General features: G+C 71.9%; 3 protein-coding genes. All 3 read left to right on the top strand.

The window, feature by feature from the left end; genetic code table 11:
* The coding region (locus AAHZ94_RS09615) for a KR domain-containing protein (protein WP_349992187.1) at positions 1-1,031 on the top strand (1,031 nt) is incomplete at its 5' end.
* A 45-nt stretch (positions 1,032-1,076) separates the two neighbouring features.
* Positions 1,077-10,694, top strand: a complete 9,618-nt coding sequence (locus tag AAHZ94_RS09610) for a type I polyketide synthase (protein ID WP_349992186.1) — start codon at positions 1,077-1,079, stop codon at positions 10,692-10,694.
* A gap of 57 nt (positions 10,695-10,751) precedes the next feature.
* Positions 10,752-19,861, top strand: a 9,110-nt coding sequence (locus AAHZ94_RS09605; protein ID WP_349992188.1) for a type I polyketide synthase, incomplete at its 3' end; no start/stop codon positions are given.

Below are 19,861 nucleotides of genomic sequence, written 5' to 3'. Positions count from 1 at the left end.
ACAGGGTGTTGCGTCCGAAGGTGGATGCGGCGCTGCACCTGCACGAGCTGACCCGCGACCTCGACCTCTCCGCGTTCATCCTGTTCTCCTCCGTCTCCGGAACCTTCGGCGGCGCGGGCCAGGCCAACTACGCCGCGGGCAACGCCTTCATGGACGCCCTCGCCCAGCACCGCAGGGCCGCGGGCCTCGCGGCGACCTCCCTCGTGTGGGGGCCGTGGACGCAGGACGGCGGTATGACCACCGAACTGGCCGACGCCGACGTCACCCGGATGACCAGGACCGGCATGGTCGCCCTCACCCCCGAGGCCGGGCTCACGCTGTTCGACACGACCCGCGATCTCGACGGTGCCGTCCTGGTGCCCATGACGATGGACATGTCCTCGGTGGGCGAGCCGGTACCGGCGCTCCTGCGCGGACTGGTGCGCGCACCTGCCCGCCGGACTGCGGAGTCGGCGGCCACGAGCACCACGGCCGATCCGGCCGCCGCGCTCAAGCAGCACCTGGCCGGGAAGTCCGAGACGGAGCGCGAGCGCATCCTGGTGGACCTGGTGTGCGACCAGGTGGCCGTCGTCCTCGGCTACGCGTCGGGGCAGGCCATCGAACCCGGACACGCCTTCAAGGACCTGGGCTTCGACTCCCTGTCGGCCGTCGAGCTGCGCAACCGGCTCAACGCGATCACCGGAACGCGGCTGCCGGCGACCCTCGTGTTCGACTACCCGACCCCGGCGTCGCTCGCGCGGTTCCTGTGCGAGGAGATCGTCCCCGCCGACGGGCCCGCGACCGAGCCCGTCTTCGGAGAACTCGACCGGCTGGAATCCACCCTGTCGGCGCTCGCATCCGACAGCGAGGCGCACGCCCAGGCCATGGCGCGGCTCCAGGGGCTGGTGGCGAAGTGGTCCGCCGGCGGCAGCGGCCAGGTGTCCGGCGCCGGGACAGCGGCGGACGACGACCTGGACGACGGCAGCGAGATCGAATCGGCCACTGCCGACGAGATCTTCAAACTCATCGATGACGAATTCGGAATGTCCTGACGTGGCGAGCTGGAACTCACAGAGTGTTTCAAGGGGCTGGGAATAGTGGCGGAAGACGAAAAACTCCTTGACTACCTCAAGAAGGTGACGGCTGACCTGCGTCAGGCTCGTCGGCGACTTCGACAGGTGGAGGAGCGGGACCGGGAGCCCATCGCCATCGTGGCGATGAGCTGCCGGTACCCCGGAGGCGTGAAGACTCCGGAGGAGCTGTGGCAGCTCGTCGCCGAGGGCGGCGACGGCATCACCGAGTTCCCGCCCGACCGGGGCTGGGACGTCGACGGCTTCTTCGACGCCGACGCGGAGCGGTCCGGGACCTTCTCCGTCCGCGAGGGCGGATTCCTGGACACCCCCGGCGACTTCGACCCCGGCTTCTTCTCCATGAGCCCGCGGGAGGCACTCGCCACCGACCCGCAGCAGCGGCTGCTGCTTGAGACCGCGTGGGAGGCGTTCGAGCGGGCCGGGATCGACCCGGCGTCGGTGCGGGGCAGCCGGGGCGGTGTGTTCGTCGGCGCTTCGTCCTCCGGCTACGGCGCCGGAGTGAGCGAGATGCCCGAAGGCGTCGAGGGGCTGCTGCTCGCGGGCAACGCCACCTCCGTGGTGTCCGGCCGGGTGGCCTACACCCTGGGCCTGGAAGGGCCTGCGGTGACGGTGGACACGGCGTGCTCGTCGTCGCTGGTCGCCCTGCACTTGGCCTGCCAGGCGCTCCGCCAGGAGGAGTGCTCGCTGGCCCTGGCGGGCGGCGTCGCGGTCATGTTCACCCCCAGCATGTTCGTGGAGTTCAGCCGGCAGGGCGGGCTCGCTCCCGACGGCCGGTGCAAGGCGTTCGGTGCGGGCGCCGACGGCACCGGCTGGGCCGAGGGCGTGGGCCTGCTCCTCCTGGAGCGGCTGTCCGACGCCCGGCGCAACGGCCACCAGGTGCTGGCCGTCGTCCGGGGCTCGGCCATCAACCAGGACGGCGCTTCCAACGGTCTTACGGCGCCCAACGGCCCCTCGCAGCGGCGGGTGATCCGCCAGGCACTGAAGAACGCGGACTTGACGCCGGCCGACGTGGACGCGGTGGAGGCGCACGGTACGGGTACGTCGTTGGGTGACCCGATCGAGGCGCAGGCGCTGCTGGCCACGTACGGCCAGGACCGCCCCGAGGGCCAGCCGCTGTGGCTGGGATCGCTGAAGTCCAACATCGGCCACTCCCAGTCCGCCGCCGGTGTCGGCGGGGTCATCAAGATGGTGATGGCCATGCGCGAGGGTGTGCTGCCCAAGACCCTCCACGCGGACGAGCCGTCCACCCAGATCGACTGGTCCGACGGCGACGTCCGACTGCTCAACGAGTCGACGCCCTGGCCCGAGACCGAGCGGCCCCGGCGGGCGGGCGTGTCCTCGTTCGGCATCAGCGGGACGAATGCGCACGCGATTCTGGAGGAGGCGCCGGAGGCCGAGGTGGTCGAGGACGCCGAGCCCGAGGCCGTCGACGGTCCGGTGGCTTGGGTGGTGTCGGGTCGTAGTGCGGCTGGGTTGCGGGCGCAGGCGGGGCGGTTGCGGGAGTTCGTGGCGGGGCGTCCGGAGTTGGGTGTTGCTGATGTGGCGCGGTCGTTGGTGTCGTCGCGTTCGGTGTTTGAGCACCGTGGGGTGGTGACGGGCGCTGATCGCGAGGAGCTTTTGGCGCGGTTGGGTGCGTTGGCCGGGGACGAGGTGGTCTCGGGTGTGGCGCGTGGTGTGGCGGATGTGCGTGGTCGTTCGGTGTTTGTGTTCCCGGGTCAGGGTGCGCAGTGGGTGGGTATGGCGGTGGGGTTGTTGGATTCCTCGCCAGTGTTTGCTGAGGCGGTGGGTGAGTGTGAGTCGGCTCTGTCGGCTTATGTGGACTGGTCGCTGACGGATGTGTTGCGTGGTGCTGAGGGTGCGCCTGGTTTTGACCGGGTGGATGTGGTGCAGCCGGTGTTGTTTGCGGTGATGGTGTCGTTGGCGAAGTTGTGGCGTTCGGTGGGTGTGGAGCCTGACGCGGTGATGGGTCACAGTCAGGGTGAGATCGCGGCTGCTTGTGTGGCGGGTGCGTTGTCGCTGGAGGATGCCGCGAAGGTGGTGGCGCTGCGGTCGCAGGCCATCGCTGCCGGTCTCGCGGGTCGTGGCGGGATGGTGTCGGTCGGGCTGCCGGTCGACCAGATCAAGGAACGCCTCACCGCCTGGGACGGCGCGATATCCGTTGCTGCGGTCAATGGCCCGGGCTCGGTTGTTGTCTCCGGTGATCCCGGTGCGTTGGATGAGATGGTCACCCAACTGGAGGGTGAGGAGATCCGGGTCCGCCGGGTTCCGGTGGACTACGCCTCGCACTCCGCCCACGTGGAGTCGATCCGCGAGGAACTGTTGAAGGTCCTGGCGGACCTGAAGCCTCGTACCGCTGAAGTGCCTTTCTACTCGACGGTCTCCGGTGAGTTGGTGGACACGGCCGGTCTGGACGCGGAGTACTGGTACCGGAACCTGCGCCAGACGGTCGAGCTTGAGGCCACCACCCGCACCCTGCTCGGCAGTGGCCACACCGTGTTCATCGAGGTGAGCCCGCATCCCGTACTCACCCTTCCCGTGCAGCAGACGGTGGAGGCTGCCGAGGCGCAGGCCGTGGTCGTCGGCACGCTGCGGCGCGATGAGGGCGGGACCGAGCGGTTCCTGACCTCCGCCGCCGAGGTGTTCGCGCGGGGCGTCAAGGTCGACTGGACCGTCACCCTGGAGGGCCGGGGCGGTCGGCGGGTCGAGCTGCCGACGTACGCCTTCCAGCGTGAGCGCTACTGGCTCGACGGGTTCGGCCTGCCGCCCGGCGGCGGCGTGGCCGATGGCACCGGCTCCGTCGACGAGCGGTTCTGGGACGTGGTACAGCGTCAGGACCTGGAGTCGCTGGCGGGGACGCTGGCGGTCGACAGCGAGGCGCCGCTGAGCGCCGTGCTGCCCGCCCTGTCCGCGTATCACCGCAACAACCGCGACCGGTCCACGATCGACGGATGGCGCTACCGGGTCTCGTGGAAGCCGCTCTCCGACGCCGCCGACGGCTCACTGTCGGGGACGTGGCTCGTGGTGGTTCCGGCGTCCCACACCGAGGACGAACTGGTCTCGGGCGTCGTCGCCGGGCTCGAACAGCACGGCGCGGGTGTCGTCCCGGTCGTCGTGGACGAGCGGGACCTCGATGCGGACGTGCTGGCGGAGCGGCTGCGCGTGGTGGCCGCCGAGGCGCCCGAGCTGGGCGGTGTGCTGTCGCTGCTCGCCCTGGACGAGCGGCCCTGCCCCGGCCATCCGGCGCTGACCGGCGGCTATGCGCTGACCCTGGTGCTGGTGCGGGCCCTGGTCGAGGCCGAACTTCCGGCCCGGCTGTGGTGCGGTACGCGCGGCGCCGTCTCGGTGGGCCGTTCCGACCGGCTCACCAGCCCGGCCCAGGCGATGGTCTGGGCGCTCGGCCGGGTGGCCGCTCTGGAACTGCCGCCCCTGTGGGGCGGTCTGGTGGACCTGCCCGAGACACTGGACCGGCGCGGCGCACAGCGGCTGGCCGGTGCGCTGTCCGTCGAGGACGGCGAGGACCAGGTCGCGGTGCGCGGCTCCGGTGTCTTCGTACGCCGTCTGGCGCGCTCGGCTGCGGCCGTCGGCGAAGGGACCTCGTGGCGGGCGCGCGGCACCGTGCTGGTGACCGGTGGCACGGGCGGGCTCGGCGGGCAGGTGGCCCGCTGGCTGGTCCGTAGCGGCGCCGAGCACCTGGTGCTGACCAGCCGCCGCGGTCTCGAAGCCGAAGGCGCCGCCGAGCTGAAGGCAGAGCTGGAGGGCATGGGCGCCGAGGTGACGGTGGCCGCGTGCGACGCCGCCGACCGCGACGCGCTCGCCGCCGTCCTGGACGCCGTACCCAAGGACCGGCCGCTCACCGCGGTGGTGCACGCGGCGGGCGTCACGCTCGCGGCCTCCCTGCTGGAGACGGAGCTCGCCGACGCGGCCACGGTCGTGTCCGGCAAGGTGGCGGGCGCCGTCAACCTGGATGAGCTGCTCGGTGACCGTGAGCTCGACGCGTTCGTGGTCTTCTCCTCCATCTCCGGTGTGTGGGGCGGCGGCAGCCAGGGCGTCTACGGCTCCGCGAACGCCTTCCTGGACGCGCTGGTCGAGCGGCGCCGTGCGCGGGGTCTCGCGGGCACTGCCGTCTCCTGGGGCCCCTGGGCCGAGGGCGGCATGGCCACCCGGGGCGACGCGGGGGAGCAGCTAGCGCGGCGCGGACTGCCCGCGATGGCACCCCAGTTGGCGATCGCCGCACTGGAACGCGCAGTGGCCGGTGACGACGGTGTGGTCACGGTCGTCGACGTGGACTGGGAGCGGTTCGCGCCCTCGTTCACCGCGGTCCGGCCCAGCCCGTTCCTCAGCGATCTCGACGAGGTTGCGGCGCTGGAGACGAAGGGCGGGGACGGCGAGAGCGCCGACGCCGCCGGGGCCCAGTTGCGGGAACGGCTGAAGCCGCTCACCGAGGGCGAGCGGGACCGGGCGCTGCTCGATCTGGTACGCAGGCACGCGGCCTCCGTACTCGGCTACGCATCCGCCGAGCTGGTCGAGCCGAACCGGGCCTTCCGCGACCTGGGCTTCGACTCGCTGACCGCGGTCGACCTGCGCAACCGGCTGGCTGCCGAGACCGGCCTCAGCCTCCCCGCCACGCTGGTCTTCGACTACCCCAGCGCCGGCGTGCTCGCGGCGCACCTGCGCGCCGAGGTACTGGGCACCACGTCCCAGGCGCCGGCCACCGGTGCCCAGGGCCCCGCGGGCTCCGGCGCGGACGACGAGCCCATCGCGATCGTCTCCATGAGCTGCCGCCTGCCCGGTGGGGTGCGGAGCCCGGAGGACCTGTGGCAGCTCATCGACGGCGGCGGTGACGCCATCTCGGCGTTCCCGTCGGACCGCGGCTGGGACCTGTCGGGCATGTACGACCCCGACCCGGACCGGCCGGGCACGTTCTACGCCCGGGAAGGCGGATTCCTCTACGACGCGGGCGAGTTCGACCCCGGCTTCTTCGGGATCTCGCCCCGTGAGGCGCTGGCGACCGACCCGCAGCAGCGGCTGCTCCTGGAGACCTCCTGGGAGGCGTTCGAGCGGGCGGGCATCAACCCCGCATCGGTGCGGGGCAGCCAGACCGGTGTGTTCGTCGGCTTCTCGGGCTCCGGATACGGCACCAACCTGGAGACGGTGCCCGAGGACGTCGAGGGCCACCTGCTGACCGGTAACGCCGGCAGCGTCGTCTCCGGCCGCCTCGCCTACACCTACGGCCTGGAAGGCCCCGCCATCACGGTGGACACCGCCTGCTCCTCGTCGCTGGTGGCCCTGCACCTGGCCTGCCAGTCGCTGCGTCAGGGCGAGTGCGACATGGCGCTGGTCGGCGGCGTGGCGGTGCTGGCCACCCCGATGGCGTTCGTCGAGTTCAGCCGGCAGGGCGGGCTCGCGCCCGACGGCCGCTGCAAGCCGTTCGCGGACGCCGCGGACGGTACGGGCTGGAGCGAGGGCGTCGACGTGCTGCTCGTGGAGCGGCTGTCGGACGCGCGGCGCAACGGACACCAGGTGCTGGGCGTCGTGCGCGGTAGCGCGGTCAACCAGGACGGTGCGTCCAATGGTCTGACGGCGCCGAACGGTCCGTCGCAGCAGCGGGTGATCCGGCAGGCGTTGGCGAGTGCTGGACTGTCGGCCGCCGAGGTCGACGCGGTCGAGGCGCACGGTACGGGTACGACGTTGGGTGACCCGATCGAGGCGCAGGCGTTGCTGGCCACGTACGGTCGGGAGCGTCCTGAGGGGCAGCCGTTGCTGTTGGGTGCGCTGAAGTCGAACATCGGTCACACCCAGGCTGCGTCCGGGCTCGCTGGTGTCATCAAGATGGTGCTGGCGATGCAGCAGGGCGTCCTGCCGAAGACGCTGCACGTGGATGAGCCGTCGAGCCAGGTGGACTGGTCGGCGGGTGAGGTGCGGCTGCTGACGGAGTCCACCGAGTGGCCCGAGACCGGGCATCCGCGCCGGGCCGGCGTCTCCGCCTTCGGCGTGAGCGGCACCAACGCGCACACCATCATCGAGCAGGCCCCCTCGGAAGCCGAGGACCCCCGACCGGCCGAGGCGACGTCTCCCGACGACCGCGGCACGGCGCCCTGGACGCTCTCCGCCCGGAGCGCGGACGGACTGCGGGCCCAGGCACGGCGACTGCGGGCACAACTGACCGCACATCCGGAGCTGAGCCTGAAGGACGTCGGCTACTCCCTGGTCGCCACCCGTTCGGTGTTCGAGCACCGTGCCGTACTGACCGGCGCGGACCGTGCAGAGCTGCTGCGCGGACTTGAGGCCGTCGCCGCTGCCGAGGACGCCCCCGGCGTCGTGCGCGCGGTCGCGACTCCGACGGGGATCACGGCGTTCCTGTTCTCCGGCCAGGGTGCGCAACGGCTCGGTATGGGACGGGAGTTGTACGACGCCTACCCGGTGTTCGCCCGTGCGCTGGACGAGGTGTGTGCCCAGCTTGACGTGCTGCTTGACCGTCCGCTGAAGGACGTGATGTTCGCGGCGGAGGGCGGCGCGGATGCCGAGCTGCTGAACCAGACGGCGTTCACGCAGCCCGCGCTGTTCGCCATCGAGGTGGCGCTGTTCCGGCTGCTGGCCGCGTGGGGTGTGGCACCGGACGTGGTGATGGGCCACTCCATCGGTGAGATCGCTGCCGCGCATGTGGCGGGGGTGTTCTCGCTGGAGGACGCGTGCACGCTGGTCGCCGCCCGCAGCCGGTTGATGCAGGCCCTGCCCGAGGGCGGCGCGATGGTCGCCGTCGAGGCATCTGAGGAGGAGGTCTCGGGAACGCTTGCCGGTCGTGCGGCCGAGGTGAGCGTCGCCGCGGTCAACGGCCCGACCGCCGTGGTCATCGCCGGTGACGAGGCCGCCGCAGAGGAGATCGCCGGGCAGTGGGAGCAGCAGGGTCGTAAGACCAAGCGGCTGCGGGTCAGCCACGCCTTCCACTCGCCGCGCATGGACGCGATGCTGGACGACTTCCGCAAGGTCGTCGAGGGGCTGTCGTTCGCCCCGCCCGTCATCGCCCTGATCTCCAATGTGACGGGCAAGTCGGCGGGCGCCGACGAGGTGTGCTCGCCGGAGTACTGGGTGCGGCACGTGCGGGAGGCCGTACGCTTCCTGGACGGGCTGCGCTCCCTGGAGAACGCGGGCGTGACCAGGTTCTTCGAGGTCGGCCCCGACGGTGTGCTCGCGGCGATGGCGCGGGAGTGCCTGACGGCCCAGGAGGCTTCAGCCCCCGTCGTGGTGCCCGCGCTGCGCAAGGACCGCGCCGAGGCCCAGGCGCTGACGACGGCGCTGGCCGAACTCCACGTGCACGGCGCCACCGTCGACTGGGAGGCCCTGTTCGCCGGCGAGGACGTCCGGCGGGTCGACCTGCCGACGTACGCGTTCCAGCGGCAGCGGTACTGGCTGGACGCCCCCGAGGACGGCGCCCTTGACTCCGCCGCCTCCGCGGACTCGGTCGACGCCCGGTTCTGGGACGCGGTCGAGCGCGCGGACCTGGAGGCGCTGACCACCGCGCTGGACGTCGACAAGAACGCCTCGCTGACCGAGGTGCTCCCCGCCCTGTCGTCGTACCGCAAGGGCCACCGCGAGCGGTCCACCGTGGACGGCTGGCGCTACCAGATCGCGTGGAACGCGGTGTCCGAGCTCGCGGAGCGGGCGCTGACCGGCACCTGGCTGGTCATGGTTCCCCAGTCGTACGCCGACGACGCGCTGGTCACCTCCGCGGTGACCATGTTCGAGCGGCAGGGCGCGGACGTGGTGCGGATCGTGCTCGACGGTGCGGCGGACGTCGACCGCGCGGCGGTCGCCGAGCGGCTGCGCACCGCGGTCGAAGGCGCGTCCGATGGGGCCGCCAGCGGGGTGCTCTCCCTGCTGGCCCTGGATGAGGACCCCTGCGCCGGGCACACGGTGGTGCCGCGAGGGCTCGCGCTGAACCTCGTCGCGTTGCAGGCACTCGTGGACGCCGGTGTCGAGGCTCCGCTGTGGGTGGCGACCCGGGGCGCCGTTTCGGTGACCGGGTCCGACACCCTGCGCAGCGCCGCCCAGGCGCAGATCTGGGGCCTCGGCCGGGTCGCCGGACTGGAGCACCCCAGGCTCTGGGGCGGTCTGGTGGACCTCCCACAGACGCTGGACGAGCGGGCCGCGAACCGGCTGTCCGGTGTGCTGGGCGGCGGTGCGGGCGAGTTTGAGGACCAGGTGGCGGTGCGCACGTCCGGCGTGTTCACCCGGCGCCTGGTGCGGGCCGACGCGCCGCGGACCACGGCCCGGCCGTGGGGCGCGCGCGGCTCGGTGCTGGTGACCGGCGGCACCGGGGGAGTGGGCAGCCAGGTGGCCCGGTGGCTGGCGGGCGCCGGCGCCGAGCACCTGGTGCTGACCAGCCGCCGTGGCCTGGAAGCCGACGGCGCGGCCGAACTGCGCGACGAACTCACCGCCCTGGGCACCGAGGTGACCATCGCGGCCTGTGACACCGCCGACCGCGACGCCCTGGCCGCCGTACTGGCCGCCATCCCCGAGCGGTATCCGCTGAACGCCGTCGTGCACGCGGCGGGCGTCCTGGACGACGGAGTCCTGGACTCGATGTCGGTGGAGCGGGTGGCGGGCGTGCTGCGTCCCAAGGTGGACGGGGCCCGCCATCTGCACGAGCTCACCGAGGGTCTCGACCTGTCCGCGTTCGTGCTGTTCTCCTCGCTCGCCGGGGCGATCGGCGGGGCCGGGCAGGGCAGTTACGCGGCGGCCAACGCCTACCTCGACGCCCTGGCGCAGCAGCGCCGGGCCCCGGGCCTTCCCGCCACCTCGGTGGCCTGGGGCCCGTGGGCCGAGGGCGGCATGGCGGTCGACGGGGCGCTGGAGGACCGGCTGCGCCGCGGCGGCATGGCCGCGATGACGCCGGAGCTGGCGGTGATGGCGCTCCAGCAGGCCCTCGACCTCCACGAGACACACCTGGCCGTCGCCGACCTCGACTGGGAACGCTTCGTACCGTCCTACACCGCCGTACGGGCCAGCAGGCTGCTGGACGAGATGCCCGAGGCGCGGCGCATCCTGGAGGCCGCGACCGCGGGCAGTGCCACCGCGGGGTTCGAGACCGGTGGATCGGAACTGCGTGAGCGACTGGCCGGACTGTCGGAGGCGGAGCAGGAACGGGCGCTGCTCGACCTGGTCACCACCCAGGTGGCCGTCGTACTCGGCTTCCCGTCGGTGGAGTCGGTCGAGTCCCAGCGGGCCTTCAGGGAACTCGGCTTCGACTCGCTGACCGCCGTCGAACTGCGCAACCGGCTCGACGCCGCGACGGGCCTGCGCCTGCCCGCGACGATCGTCTTCGACCACCCGACGCCGGTGGCGCTCGCCCGGCGACTGCGTACCGACGTCGTCGAGGACGGGGTCTCAGCGGCCACACCGATCCTCAGCGAACTGGACCGGATCGAAGCGGCGATGGCCACGATCTCCGCCGACGACGTGGACCGGCCGAGGATCACGACGCGACTGCAAACGATCCTCCTGAAGTGGGGAGAGGCGGAGCAGGACGCGCGCAACTCCGGCAAGAAGGCGGTTTCGGACAAGATCCAGTCGGCGACGTCGGACGAGATCTTCGACTTCATCGACAAGGAGCTCGGGATCTCCTGAGCTGGCGCGGTTGGTTCCCGAGGGCCGTTCCTTACTACTTCCATGGGTGACATAACAATGAACGAAGAGAAGCTTCTCGACTATCTCAAGCGGGTGACCGCGGATCTCCAGCAGACTCGCCAGCGTCTGCTTGAGGCCGAGTCGGCCGACCAGGAACCGATCGCGATCGTCGCCATGAGCTGCCGGTTCCCCGGCGGGGTGAGCTCTCCCGAAGACCTGTGGCGCTTGGTGGCGGACGGTACCGACGCGGTCGCGGAATTCCCCATGGACCGGGGCTGGGACATCGACGCCCTCTACGACGAGGACCCGGACCGTCCCGGCACCAGCTATACGACCGAGGGCGGCTTCCTGGAGAACGCCGACCGGTTCGACCCGGGGTTCTTCGGGATCTCCCCGCGTGAGGCGCTCTCGATGGACCCCCAGCAGCGGCTGCTGCTTGAGACGTCCTGGGAGGCGTTCGAGCGCGCGGGCATCGACCCGATGTCCCTGCGGGGCAGCAGGACCGGTGTGTTCGTCGGCACCAACGGCCAGGACTACTCCATGCTCACGCTCGGCGCGGCCGAGAGCCTGGAGGACGTCGAGGGCCACTCGGGCACCGGCAACGCGGCGAGCATCGTCTCCGGCCGGATCTCCTACACCATGGGCCTGGAGGGCCCCGCGCTCTCCGTGGACACGGCCTGTTCGTCGTCCCTGGTGGCCCTGCACCTCGCCGTCCAGGCGCTGCGCCAGCGCGAGTGCACCCTCGCGCTGGCCGGTGGCGTCACGGTGATGTCCACCCCGTCGGCGTTCATCCAGTTCAGCCGGCAGCGCGGCCTTGCCGCGGACGGCCGGTGCAAGCCGTTCGGCGCCGCGGCCGACGGCACGGGCTGGGGCGAAGGCGTCGGCATGCTGCTCGTGGAGCGGCTGTCGGACGCCCGGCGCAACGGCCACCAGGTGCTGGCCGTCGTCCGGGGCTCGGCCATCAACCAGGACGGCGCGTCCAACGGTCTGACGGCGCCCAACGGCATCTCGCAGCAGCGCGTCATCCGGCAGGCGCTGACCAGCGCCCGTCTGTCGGCCGCCGAGGTCGACGCGGTGGAGGCGCACGGTACGGGCACGTCGCTGGGTGACCCGATCGAGGCGCAGGCGCTGCTGGCCACGTACGGCCAGGACCGGCCCGCGGACCAGCCGCTGTGGCTGGGCGGCATCAAGTCGAACTTCGGTCACACGCAGGCCGCCGCCGGTGTCGCGGGCGTCATCAAGATGGTGATGGCCATGCGTGCGGGCGTGCTGCCCAAGACGCTCCACGCGGACGAGCCCTCGCCGCACATCGACTGGACCGCAGGCGCCGTCTCCCTGCTGAACGATTCGATCCCGTGGCCGGACCGGGAGCACCCGAGGCGCGCCGCGGTGTCCTCGTTCGGCATGAGCGGCACCAACGTGCACACCATCCTGGAGCAGGCTCCCGAGGCCGAGGAGACGGAGGCCGATGAGGCCGAGGCCGTCGACGGCCCGGTGGCCTGGCCGGTGTCGGGCCGTGGCGCGGAGGCGCTGCGGGCGCAGGCCGGGAAGCTGCGTGAATTCCTCGCGGACCGCCCGGAGTTGGACGTGGCGGAGGTGGCCCTCTCGCTGGCGACGACCAGGTCCGCCTTCGAGCACCGGGCCGTGGTGACCGGAGCCGACCGCGAGGCACTCCTCCAGGGTCTTGAGGCGATCGCCGAGGACACCGTCACGTCGACGTCGAACGGAGTGGTACGCGGGAGGACCGGCGACGCCGGTCGTTCGGTGTTTGTGTTCCCGGGTCAGGGTGCGCAGTGGGTGGGTATGGCGGTGGGGTTGTTGGACTCCTCGCCGGTGTTCGCGGAGGCGATCGGTGAGTGTGAGTCGGCTCTGTCGGTCCATGTGGACTGGTCGCTGACGGATGTCCTGCGTGGTGCTGAGGGCGCTCCCGGTTTTGACCGGGTGGATGTCGTTCAGCCGGTGTTGTTCGCGGTGATGGTGTCGCTGGCGAAGTTGTGGCGTTCGGTGGGTGTCGAGCCTGACGCGGTCATGGGACACAGCCAGGGCGAGATCGCGGCTGCTTGTGTGGCGGGTGCGTTGTCGCTGGAGGACGCCGCGAAGGTGGTGACCTTGCGGTCGCAGGCCATCGCTGCTGGGCTTGCTGGCCGGGGTGGCATGGTGTCGGTCGGGTTGCCGGTCGACCAGGTCAGGGAGCGCATCGCGGCCTGGGACGGCGCGATTTCGGTCGCGGCGGTCAACGGCCCGGGTTCGGTTGTCGTCTCCGGTGATCCCGGCGCGTTGGATGAGATGGTCACCCAACTGGAGGGTGAGGAGGTCCGGGTCCGCCGGGTTCCGGTGGACTACGCCTCGCACTCCGCGCACGTGGAGGAGATCCGCGAGGAGCTGCTGAAGGCCCTGGTCGACATCGCGCCGCGCTCCTCGCAGGTGCCGTTCTATTCCACCGTGTCCGGTGAGCTGCTGGACACGGCGGGTCTGGACGCGGAGTACTGGTACCGGAACCTGCGCCAGACCGTGGAGCTTGAGGCCACCACCCGCACCCTGCTCGATGACGGTCACACCGTGTTCATCGAGGTGAGCCCGCATCCCGTACTCACCCTGCCCGTGCAGCAGACGGTGGAGGCCGTCGAAGCGCAAGCGTTGGTCACCGGCACGTTGCGCCGCGATGAGGGCGGGACCGAGAGGTTCCTGACCTCCGCCGCCGAGGTGTTCGTGCGGGGTGTCACGGTCGACTGGACCGCTCTGATCGGGGGCCGGGGCGCCCGCCGGGTGGAGCTGCCGACGTACGCCTTCCAGCGGCAGCGGTACTGGCTGGACGTGTCGGGCTGGGAGATGTCGGCCACCGCCGACGACCTGGGCGCGGACGCTGTGGACGCCCGGTTCTGGGAGGCCGTCGAGCGCGAGGACCTGGAGTCGCTGGTCCGTACGTTGGAGGTGGAGGGTGCGGAGGCGCAGTCGTCGTTGACGGCGCTGCTTCCCGCGCTGTCGTCCTGGCGTCGTCAGCGGCGTGAGCAGAACACGGTCGACAGTTGGCGCTACAAGGTGGTCTGGAAGCCCCTGGCGTCCGCCACCGACGCGGCCCTCTCGGGCGCCTGGCTCGTCGTCCTTCCCGCGTCGCACGCCGATGACGCCCTGGTGTCCGCCACGGTGAACGGGCTGGAGGCGAACGGGGCCGCTGTCGTCCGCGTGGTGCTGGACGCATCGGGCAACGACCGCGAGGTGGTCGCGGAGCGGCTGCGTGCGGCGCTCGACGGGGCTGGGGTGGAGCCGTCGGGTGTGGCGGGTGTGTTCTCGCTGCTGGCGTTGGACGAGTCGGGGCACGAGTTCTTCGAGGGTGTGCCTGCTGGGTTTGCCGCGTTGGTGGGGCTGGTTCAGGGGCTGGGTGATGCGGGTGTGACGGCTCCGTTGTGGTGCGGTACTCGGGGTGCGGTGTCGGTGGGTCGTTCGGACCGGCTGGTGAGCCCGGTGCAGTCGCTGGTGTGGGGCCTGGGCCGGATCGTGGGGGCGGAGTACCCCCAGCGCTGGGGTGGCGCGGTCGATCTGCCCGAGACCGTGGACAGCCGTGCGGCGGCCCGGCTGGTCGGGGTGCTGGCGGGTGCGGAGGGCGAGGACCAGGTCGCGGTGCGCGGCTCCGGCGTGTTCGCCAAGCGCATGGTGCGGGCCACGGTGGCCGAGGACGCGGCGGGCCGTGGGTCCTGGCAGAGCTCGGGTTCGGTGTTGGTGACCGGTGGTACGGGTGCGTTGGGTGGTCATGTGGCGCGTTGGTTGGCGCGTACGGGTGCTGAGCATCTGGTGTTGACCAGCCGTCGTGGGTTGGAGGCTGAGGGTGCCGCCGAGTTGAAGGCGGAGCTTGAGGGTCTGGGTGCGCGGGTGACGGTGGCGGCGTGTGATGCGGCCGACCGGGAGGCTCTGGCGGCGGTTCTGGACGCGATTCCGAGCGAGTTCCCGCTGACCGGTGTGGTGCACACCGCCGGTGTGCTGGACGACGGTGTGGTGGACGCCCTGACGGTGGAGCGGGCGGCCGGCGTACTGCGTCCGAAGGTGGACGCGACGCGGAACCTGCACGAGCTGACCGCCGGGATGGACCTGTCAGCCTTCGTGCTCTTCTCCTCCGGCGCCGCCACCCTGGGCGGCCCGGGGCAGGGCAGTTACGCGGCGGGCAATTCCTACCTCGACGCACTGGCGTTGCAGCGGCGCGCTGATGGACTTCCCGCCACCTCGATCGGCTGGGGCGCGTGGGCCGGTGGCGGACTCGGCTCCGGCCAGGTCGGCGAGCGGATGGACCGTTCCGGCGTGGTCGGGATGGCGCCCGAGCTGGCGATCTCCGGAATGCAGCAGGCGCTTGAACTGGACGAGACGTTCCTGGTCATCGCCGAGATCGACTGGGACCGCTTCCAGCCGGAGTTCGTCGGCTCACGTCCGAACGCGCTGTTCCGCGAGGTGCCCGAGCTGAACCGCCCCGCTGCCGCTGCCACCGCTGGTGCGGACGCGAGCGACGGCGACGACGCGATCTCCGCGCTGCGCCGGGAGATGGCCGAGCTGTCCCCCGCCGAGCAGCCGGGGCTCCTCCTGGAACTGGTGCGCAACCAGGCCGCCGACGTCCTCGGCTACGACAGCGCCGACGCGGTGGAGGCCGACCGCGCCTTCCGCGACCTCGGCTTCGACTCGCTGACCGCCGTCGAGCTGCGCAACCGCCTCGGCGTGGTCACCGGCCTCCGACTGCCGGTCACCTGTGTCTTCGACTACCCGTCCGCCACGGTGCTGGCCCGGTACCTGCACACCGAGATGTTCGGCAAGCAGCCGGCCACCGGGGGCGCCGCCGCGCCCAAGCGGCCGGAGGCGCTCGACACGTCCGTCGCCACCGATGAGCCGATCGCCATCATCGGCATGAGCTGCCGGTTCCCCGGCGGGGTACGCAGCCCCGAGGCGCTGTGGGACCTGCTGATGGCCGAGGGCGATGTGATCTCCGGGTTCCCCGAGGACCGCGACTGGGACGTCGACAGCCTCTACGACCCGGACCCCGAGAAGTCCGGCACCAGCTATGTCAGGGCGGGCGGCTTCCTCGACGAGGTCGGCCACTTCGACCCGGCGTTCTTCGGGATCTCGCCGCGCGAGGCGATGGCGATCGACCCGCAGCAGCGGCTGCTCCTCGAGACGTCCTGGGAGGCGTTCGAGCGCGCCGGCATCGACCCCGTGGCGCTGCGCGGAACCCAGACCGGAGTCTTCGTCGGCTCCAACTACCACGACTACGGTTCACGCATCCTGAAGGACGCCGAAGGAGTGGAGGGGTATCTCGGCCTCGGCAGCGCCCCCAGCGTCTCCTCCGGCCGCATCTCCTACACCTTCGGCTTCGAGGGCCCGGCCGTCACGGTGGACACCGCGTGCTCGTCGTCGCTGGTCGCCCTGCACATGGCCGTGCAGTCGCTGCGCCAGGGGGAGTCCTCCGTGGCGCTGGCCGGCGGTGTCACGATCATGGCCACACCGGGCACGTTCATCGAGTTCAGTGCCCAGCGCGTGCTGTCCTTCGACGGCCGCTGCAAGGCGTTCGCCGCGTCGGCCGACGGCACCGGCTGGTCCGAGGGCGTGGGCATGCTCCTGGTGGAGCGGCTGTCGGACGCCCGGCGCAACGGCCACCAGGTGCTGGCCGTCATCCGGGGTTCGGCGATCAACCAGGACGGTGCTTCCAACGGTCTCACCGCGCCCAACGGCCCGTCGCAGCAACGGCTGATCGAGCAGACGCTGGCCGGTGCCCGGCTGGCCTCCGCCGACGTGGACGTGGTCGAGGCCCATGGCACCGGCACGCCCCTCGGCGACCCGATCGAGGCACAGGCACTGCTGGCCACCTACGGCCAGGGCCGTCCCGAGGGCCGGCCGTTGCTGCTGGGCGCCATCAAGTCGAACATCGGTCACACGCAGGCCGCGGCCGGTGTCGCGGGCGTCATCAAGATGGTGACGGCCATGCGTAAGGGCGTCCTTCCCAAGACCTTGCACGTGGACGAGGCGACACCGCACGTGGACTGGTCGGCGGGCGACGTCGAGCTGCTGACCGAGACGGTGCCCTGGCCGGAGACGGACCGTCCGCGCCGGGCGGCGGTGTCCGCCTTCGGCGTGAGCGGCACCAACGCACACACGATCATCGAGCAGGCGCCGGTCGTCGACGAGCCGGAGGCGCCGCGGGCCACGACCGCCCCGGACACCACCGGGGCCCCGGTGCCGTGGATACTCTCCGGCAGGACCGACGCCGCCCTGCGCGGCCAGGCCGAGCGGCTGCGGGACCAACTCGCCACGCTGGCCGAGGAGTTCATGCCCACCGTGGACGTCGGCTACTCCCTGGCGACGACCCGGTCCCTCTTCGACCAGCGAGCCGCCCTGGTGGGCGAGGACCGCGCGGACATGCTGCGTGGCCTCGACGCCCTCGCGAAGGGCGAGACCTCGCCCGGCGTCGTACGGGGCACGGCGGGAGCGGCCGGCAAGACGGCCTTCCTGTTCTCGGGTCAGGGCGCGCAACGCCTGGGCATGGGACGGGAGTTGTACGAGACGTTCCCGGTGTTCGCCGACGCGTGGGACGAGGTGTGCGCGCACCTGGATGTGCTGCTCGACCGTCCGCTGCGGGAGGTGGTGTTCGCAGCGGAGGGCAGTGCGGAGGCCGAACTGCTGGACCGGACGGCGTTCACGCAGCCCGCGTTGTTCGCGGTTGAGGTGGCGTTGTTCCGGTTGCTGGAGCACTGGGGTGTCACCCCGGACGTGCTGATCGGTCACTCGGTGGGAGAGGTCGCTGCGGCGCATGTGGCCGGGGTGTTCTCGCTGGAGGACGCGTGCACGTTGATCGCGGCGCGTGGTCGGCTGATGCAGGCCCTGCCCGAGGGCGGCGCGATGGTCGCCATCGAGGCGTCCGAGGAAGAGGTCTCGGGAACGCTTGCCGGTCGTGAGGCCGAGGTGAGCATCGCGGCCGTCAACGGTCCGACCGCCGTGGTCATCGCCGGTGACGAGGCCGCCGCAGAGGAGATCGCCGGCCAGTGGTCGGCGCAGGGTCGTAAGACCAAGCGGCTGCGGGTCAGCCACGCCTTCCACTCGCCGCGCATGGACGCGATGCTCGGCGACTTCCGCAAGGTCGTCGAAGAGCTGACCTTCGCCAAGCCGGCCATCTCCCTGGTCTCCAACGTGACCGGTGAGCTGGCGGGCGCGGACGAGGTGTGCTCGCCGGAGTACTGGGTGCGCCACGTCCGCGCGGCCGTGCGGTTCGCCGACGGGGTACGGGCGTTGGAGAAGCTGGGCATGACCCGGTTCATCGAGGTGGGTCCCGACGGCGTGCTCACCGCGATGGCGCGGGACTGCGTGGCGGACCGCCCCGAGGGCACCGCCGAGCCGGTCCTGGTGCCGGTGCTGCGCAAGGACCGCCCCGAGGCGCGGACACTGACGACGGCGCTGGCCGAGCTCCACGTGGGCGGCGTCGCGGTGAACTGGGAGCGGATCTTCACCGGGCGTGGCGCCCGCAGGGTCGAGCTGCCCACCTATGCCTTCCAGCGGGAGCGCTACTGGCTGGAGGCCCTGTCGTCGTTCGCCAGCGATGTGACCGCCGTGGGGCTCGTCCCGCCGACGCATCCGCTGCTGGGCGCCGCCGTCGAACTGCCCGACGCGGACGGCTTCCTGTTCACCAGCCGCCTCTCGCCGCAGATCGACCCGTGGCTCGTCGACCACATGGTGCAGGACACGATCCTGCTGCCCGGCACCGCCTTCATCGAACTGGCCCTGCACGTCGCCGACCAGGTGGGATGCGACCGGGTCGAGGAACTGACCCTCACGGCGCCGCTGGTGCTGCCCGAGCGGGGCGCGGTCCACCTCCAGTTGGCGGTGGGCGGACCGGACGAGAATGGCACGCGCTCGCTGAACGTGTACTCCCGGCCGGAAGACTCCACCATGGAGCAGCCGTGGACCCAGCACGCCTCCGGTCTGCTCGCGCGGAGCACGGCGCAGGACGACACCGGCCAGGCCGACCTCGCCGCATGGCCCCCGGAGGGCGCCGAACGGATCGACACCGAGGACGTCTACGCCCGGATGGCCGCGGGCGGCTTCGCCTACGGCCCGGTCTTCCAGGGGCTGCGAGCGGTGTGGGTCCGTGGTGACGAGGTCTTCGCCGAGGTGCGTCTGCCCGATGAGAACGCGTCGGACGCGGAGCGGTTCGGACTGCACCCCGCCCTCCTGGACGCGGCGGTCCAGGCCGTCATGTTCGTACCGCAGGAGGAAGCGGGGCTGGCCAGGCTTCCGTTCTCCTGGACCGGCGTATCGCTGCGCGCCACCGGCGCCGCGGAGCTGAGGGTGCGCCTCAGCTCGCTCGGGCCCGACTCGATCGGCATCGCCGTGGCCGACACCAGCGGTCGGGCCGTGGCCACCGTCGACTCCCTGACGCTGCGGCTGGTGGCCGAGGGGCAGATCCAGTCGGCCGGCTCCGCGCCGGCCGGGCACGACTCGCTCTTCCGGCTGGACTGGACCCCCGTTCCCGTCGGCGCGCCGGCTCCGGCCTCCGAGGGGACGTGGGCCGTGCTGGGCACGGACGGCCTCGGGGTGCGCTCCGGCCTGGAGGGCGCGGGCGCCGACGTGGTGTCGTACGCGGATCTGGCCGCGCTGCGCGAGGCGGTCGACTCCGGGGCCACACCGCCGGACGTCGTCATGGTGGCGGGCGCCGCGGACGCGGCCGGCATCGACGACGGGGCGGATCTGGCGGGGCAGGTACGTGGCGTCACGTACCGCGCGCTGGAACTGGTGCGGTCGTGGGTCACCGACGAGCGGTTCGGCGACTCCTACCTGGTGTTCGTGACCCGCGGTGCGATGGGTGCCCGGTCCTCCGGTGAGGTGCGCACCCCGGCCGAGGCCGCCGTGTGGGGCCTGCTGCGCTCCGCGCAGACCGAGCACCCCGGGAAGTTCCTGCTGGTGGACCTGGACCCGGAGGACCACGGCGACGCGTCATCGGCGCTGCGGGCGGCGCTGACCGCCGAGGAGCCGCAGGTGGCCGTGCGGGACGGGCGGGTGCTCGCGGCGCGGCTGGCCCGGGTGGCCCAGGCCGAGGACCTGCCCGAACCGGGGACCACGCCGTTCGACGGCGGTGGCACGGTGTTGATCACGGGTGGTACGGGTGGTTTGGGTGCGTTGTTGGCCCGTCATCTGGTGGTGGA

Origin of the sequence: Streptomyces sp. HSW2009, assembly GCF_040240285.1 — a bacterium.
Taxonomy (GTDB): Bacteria; Actinomycetota; Actinomycetes; order Streptomycetales; family Streptomycetaceae; genus Streptomyces.
Note: the sequence above shows the minus strand (reverse complement) of the source record. Positions and strands in the feature narration are given on the sequence as shown.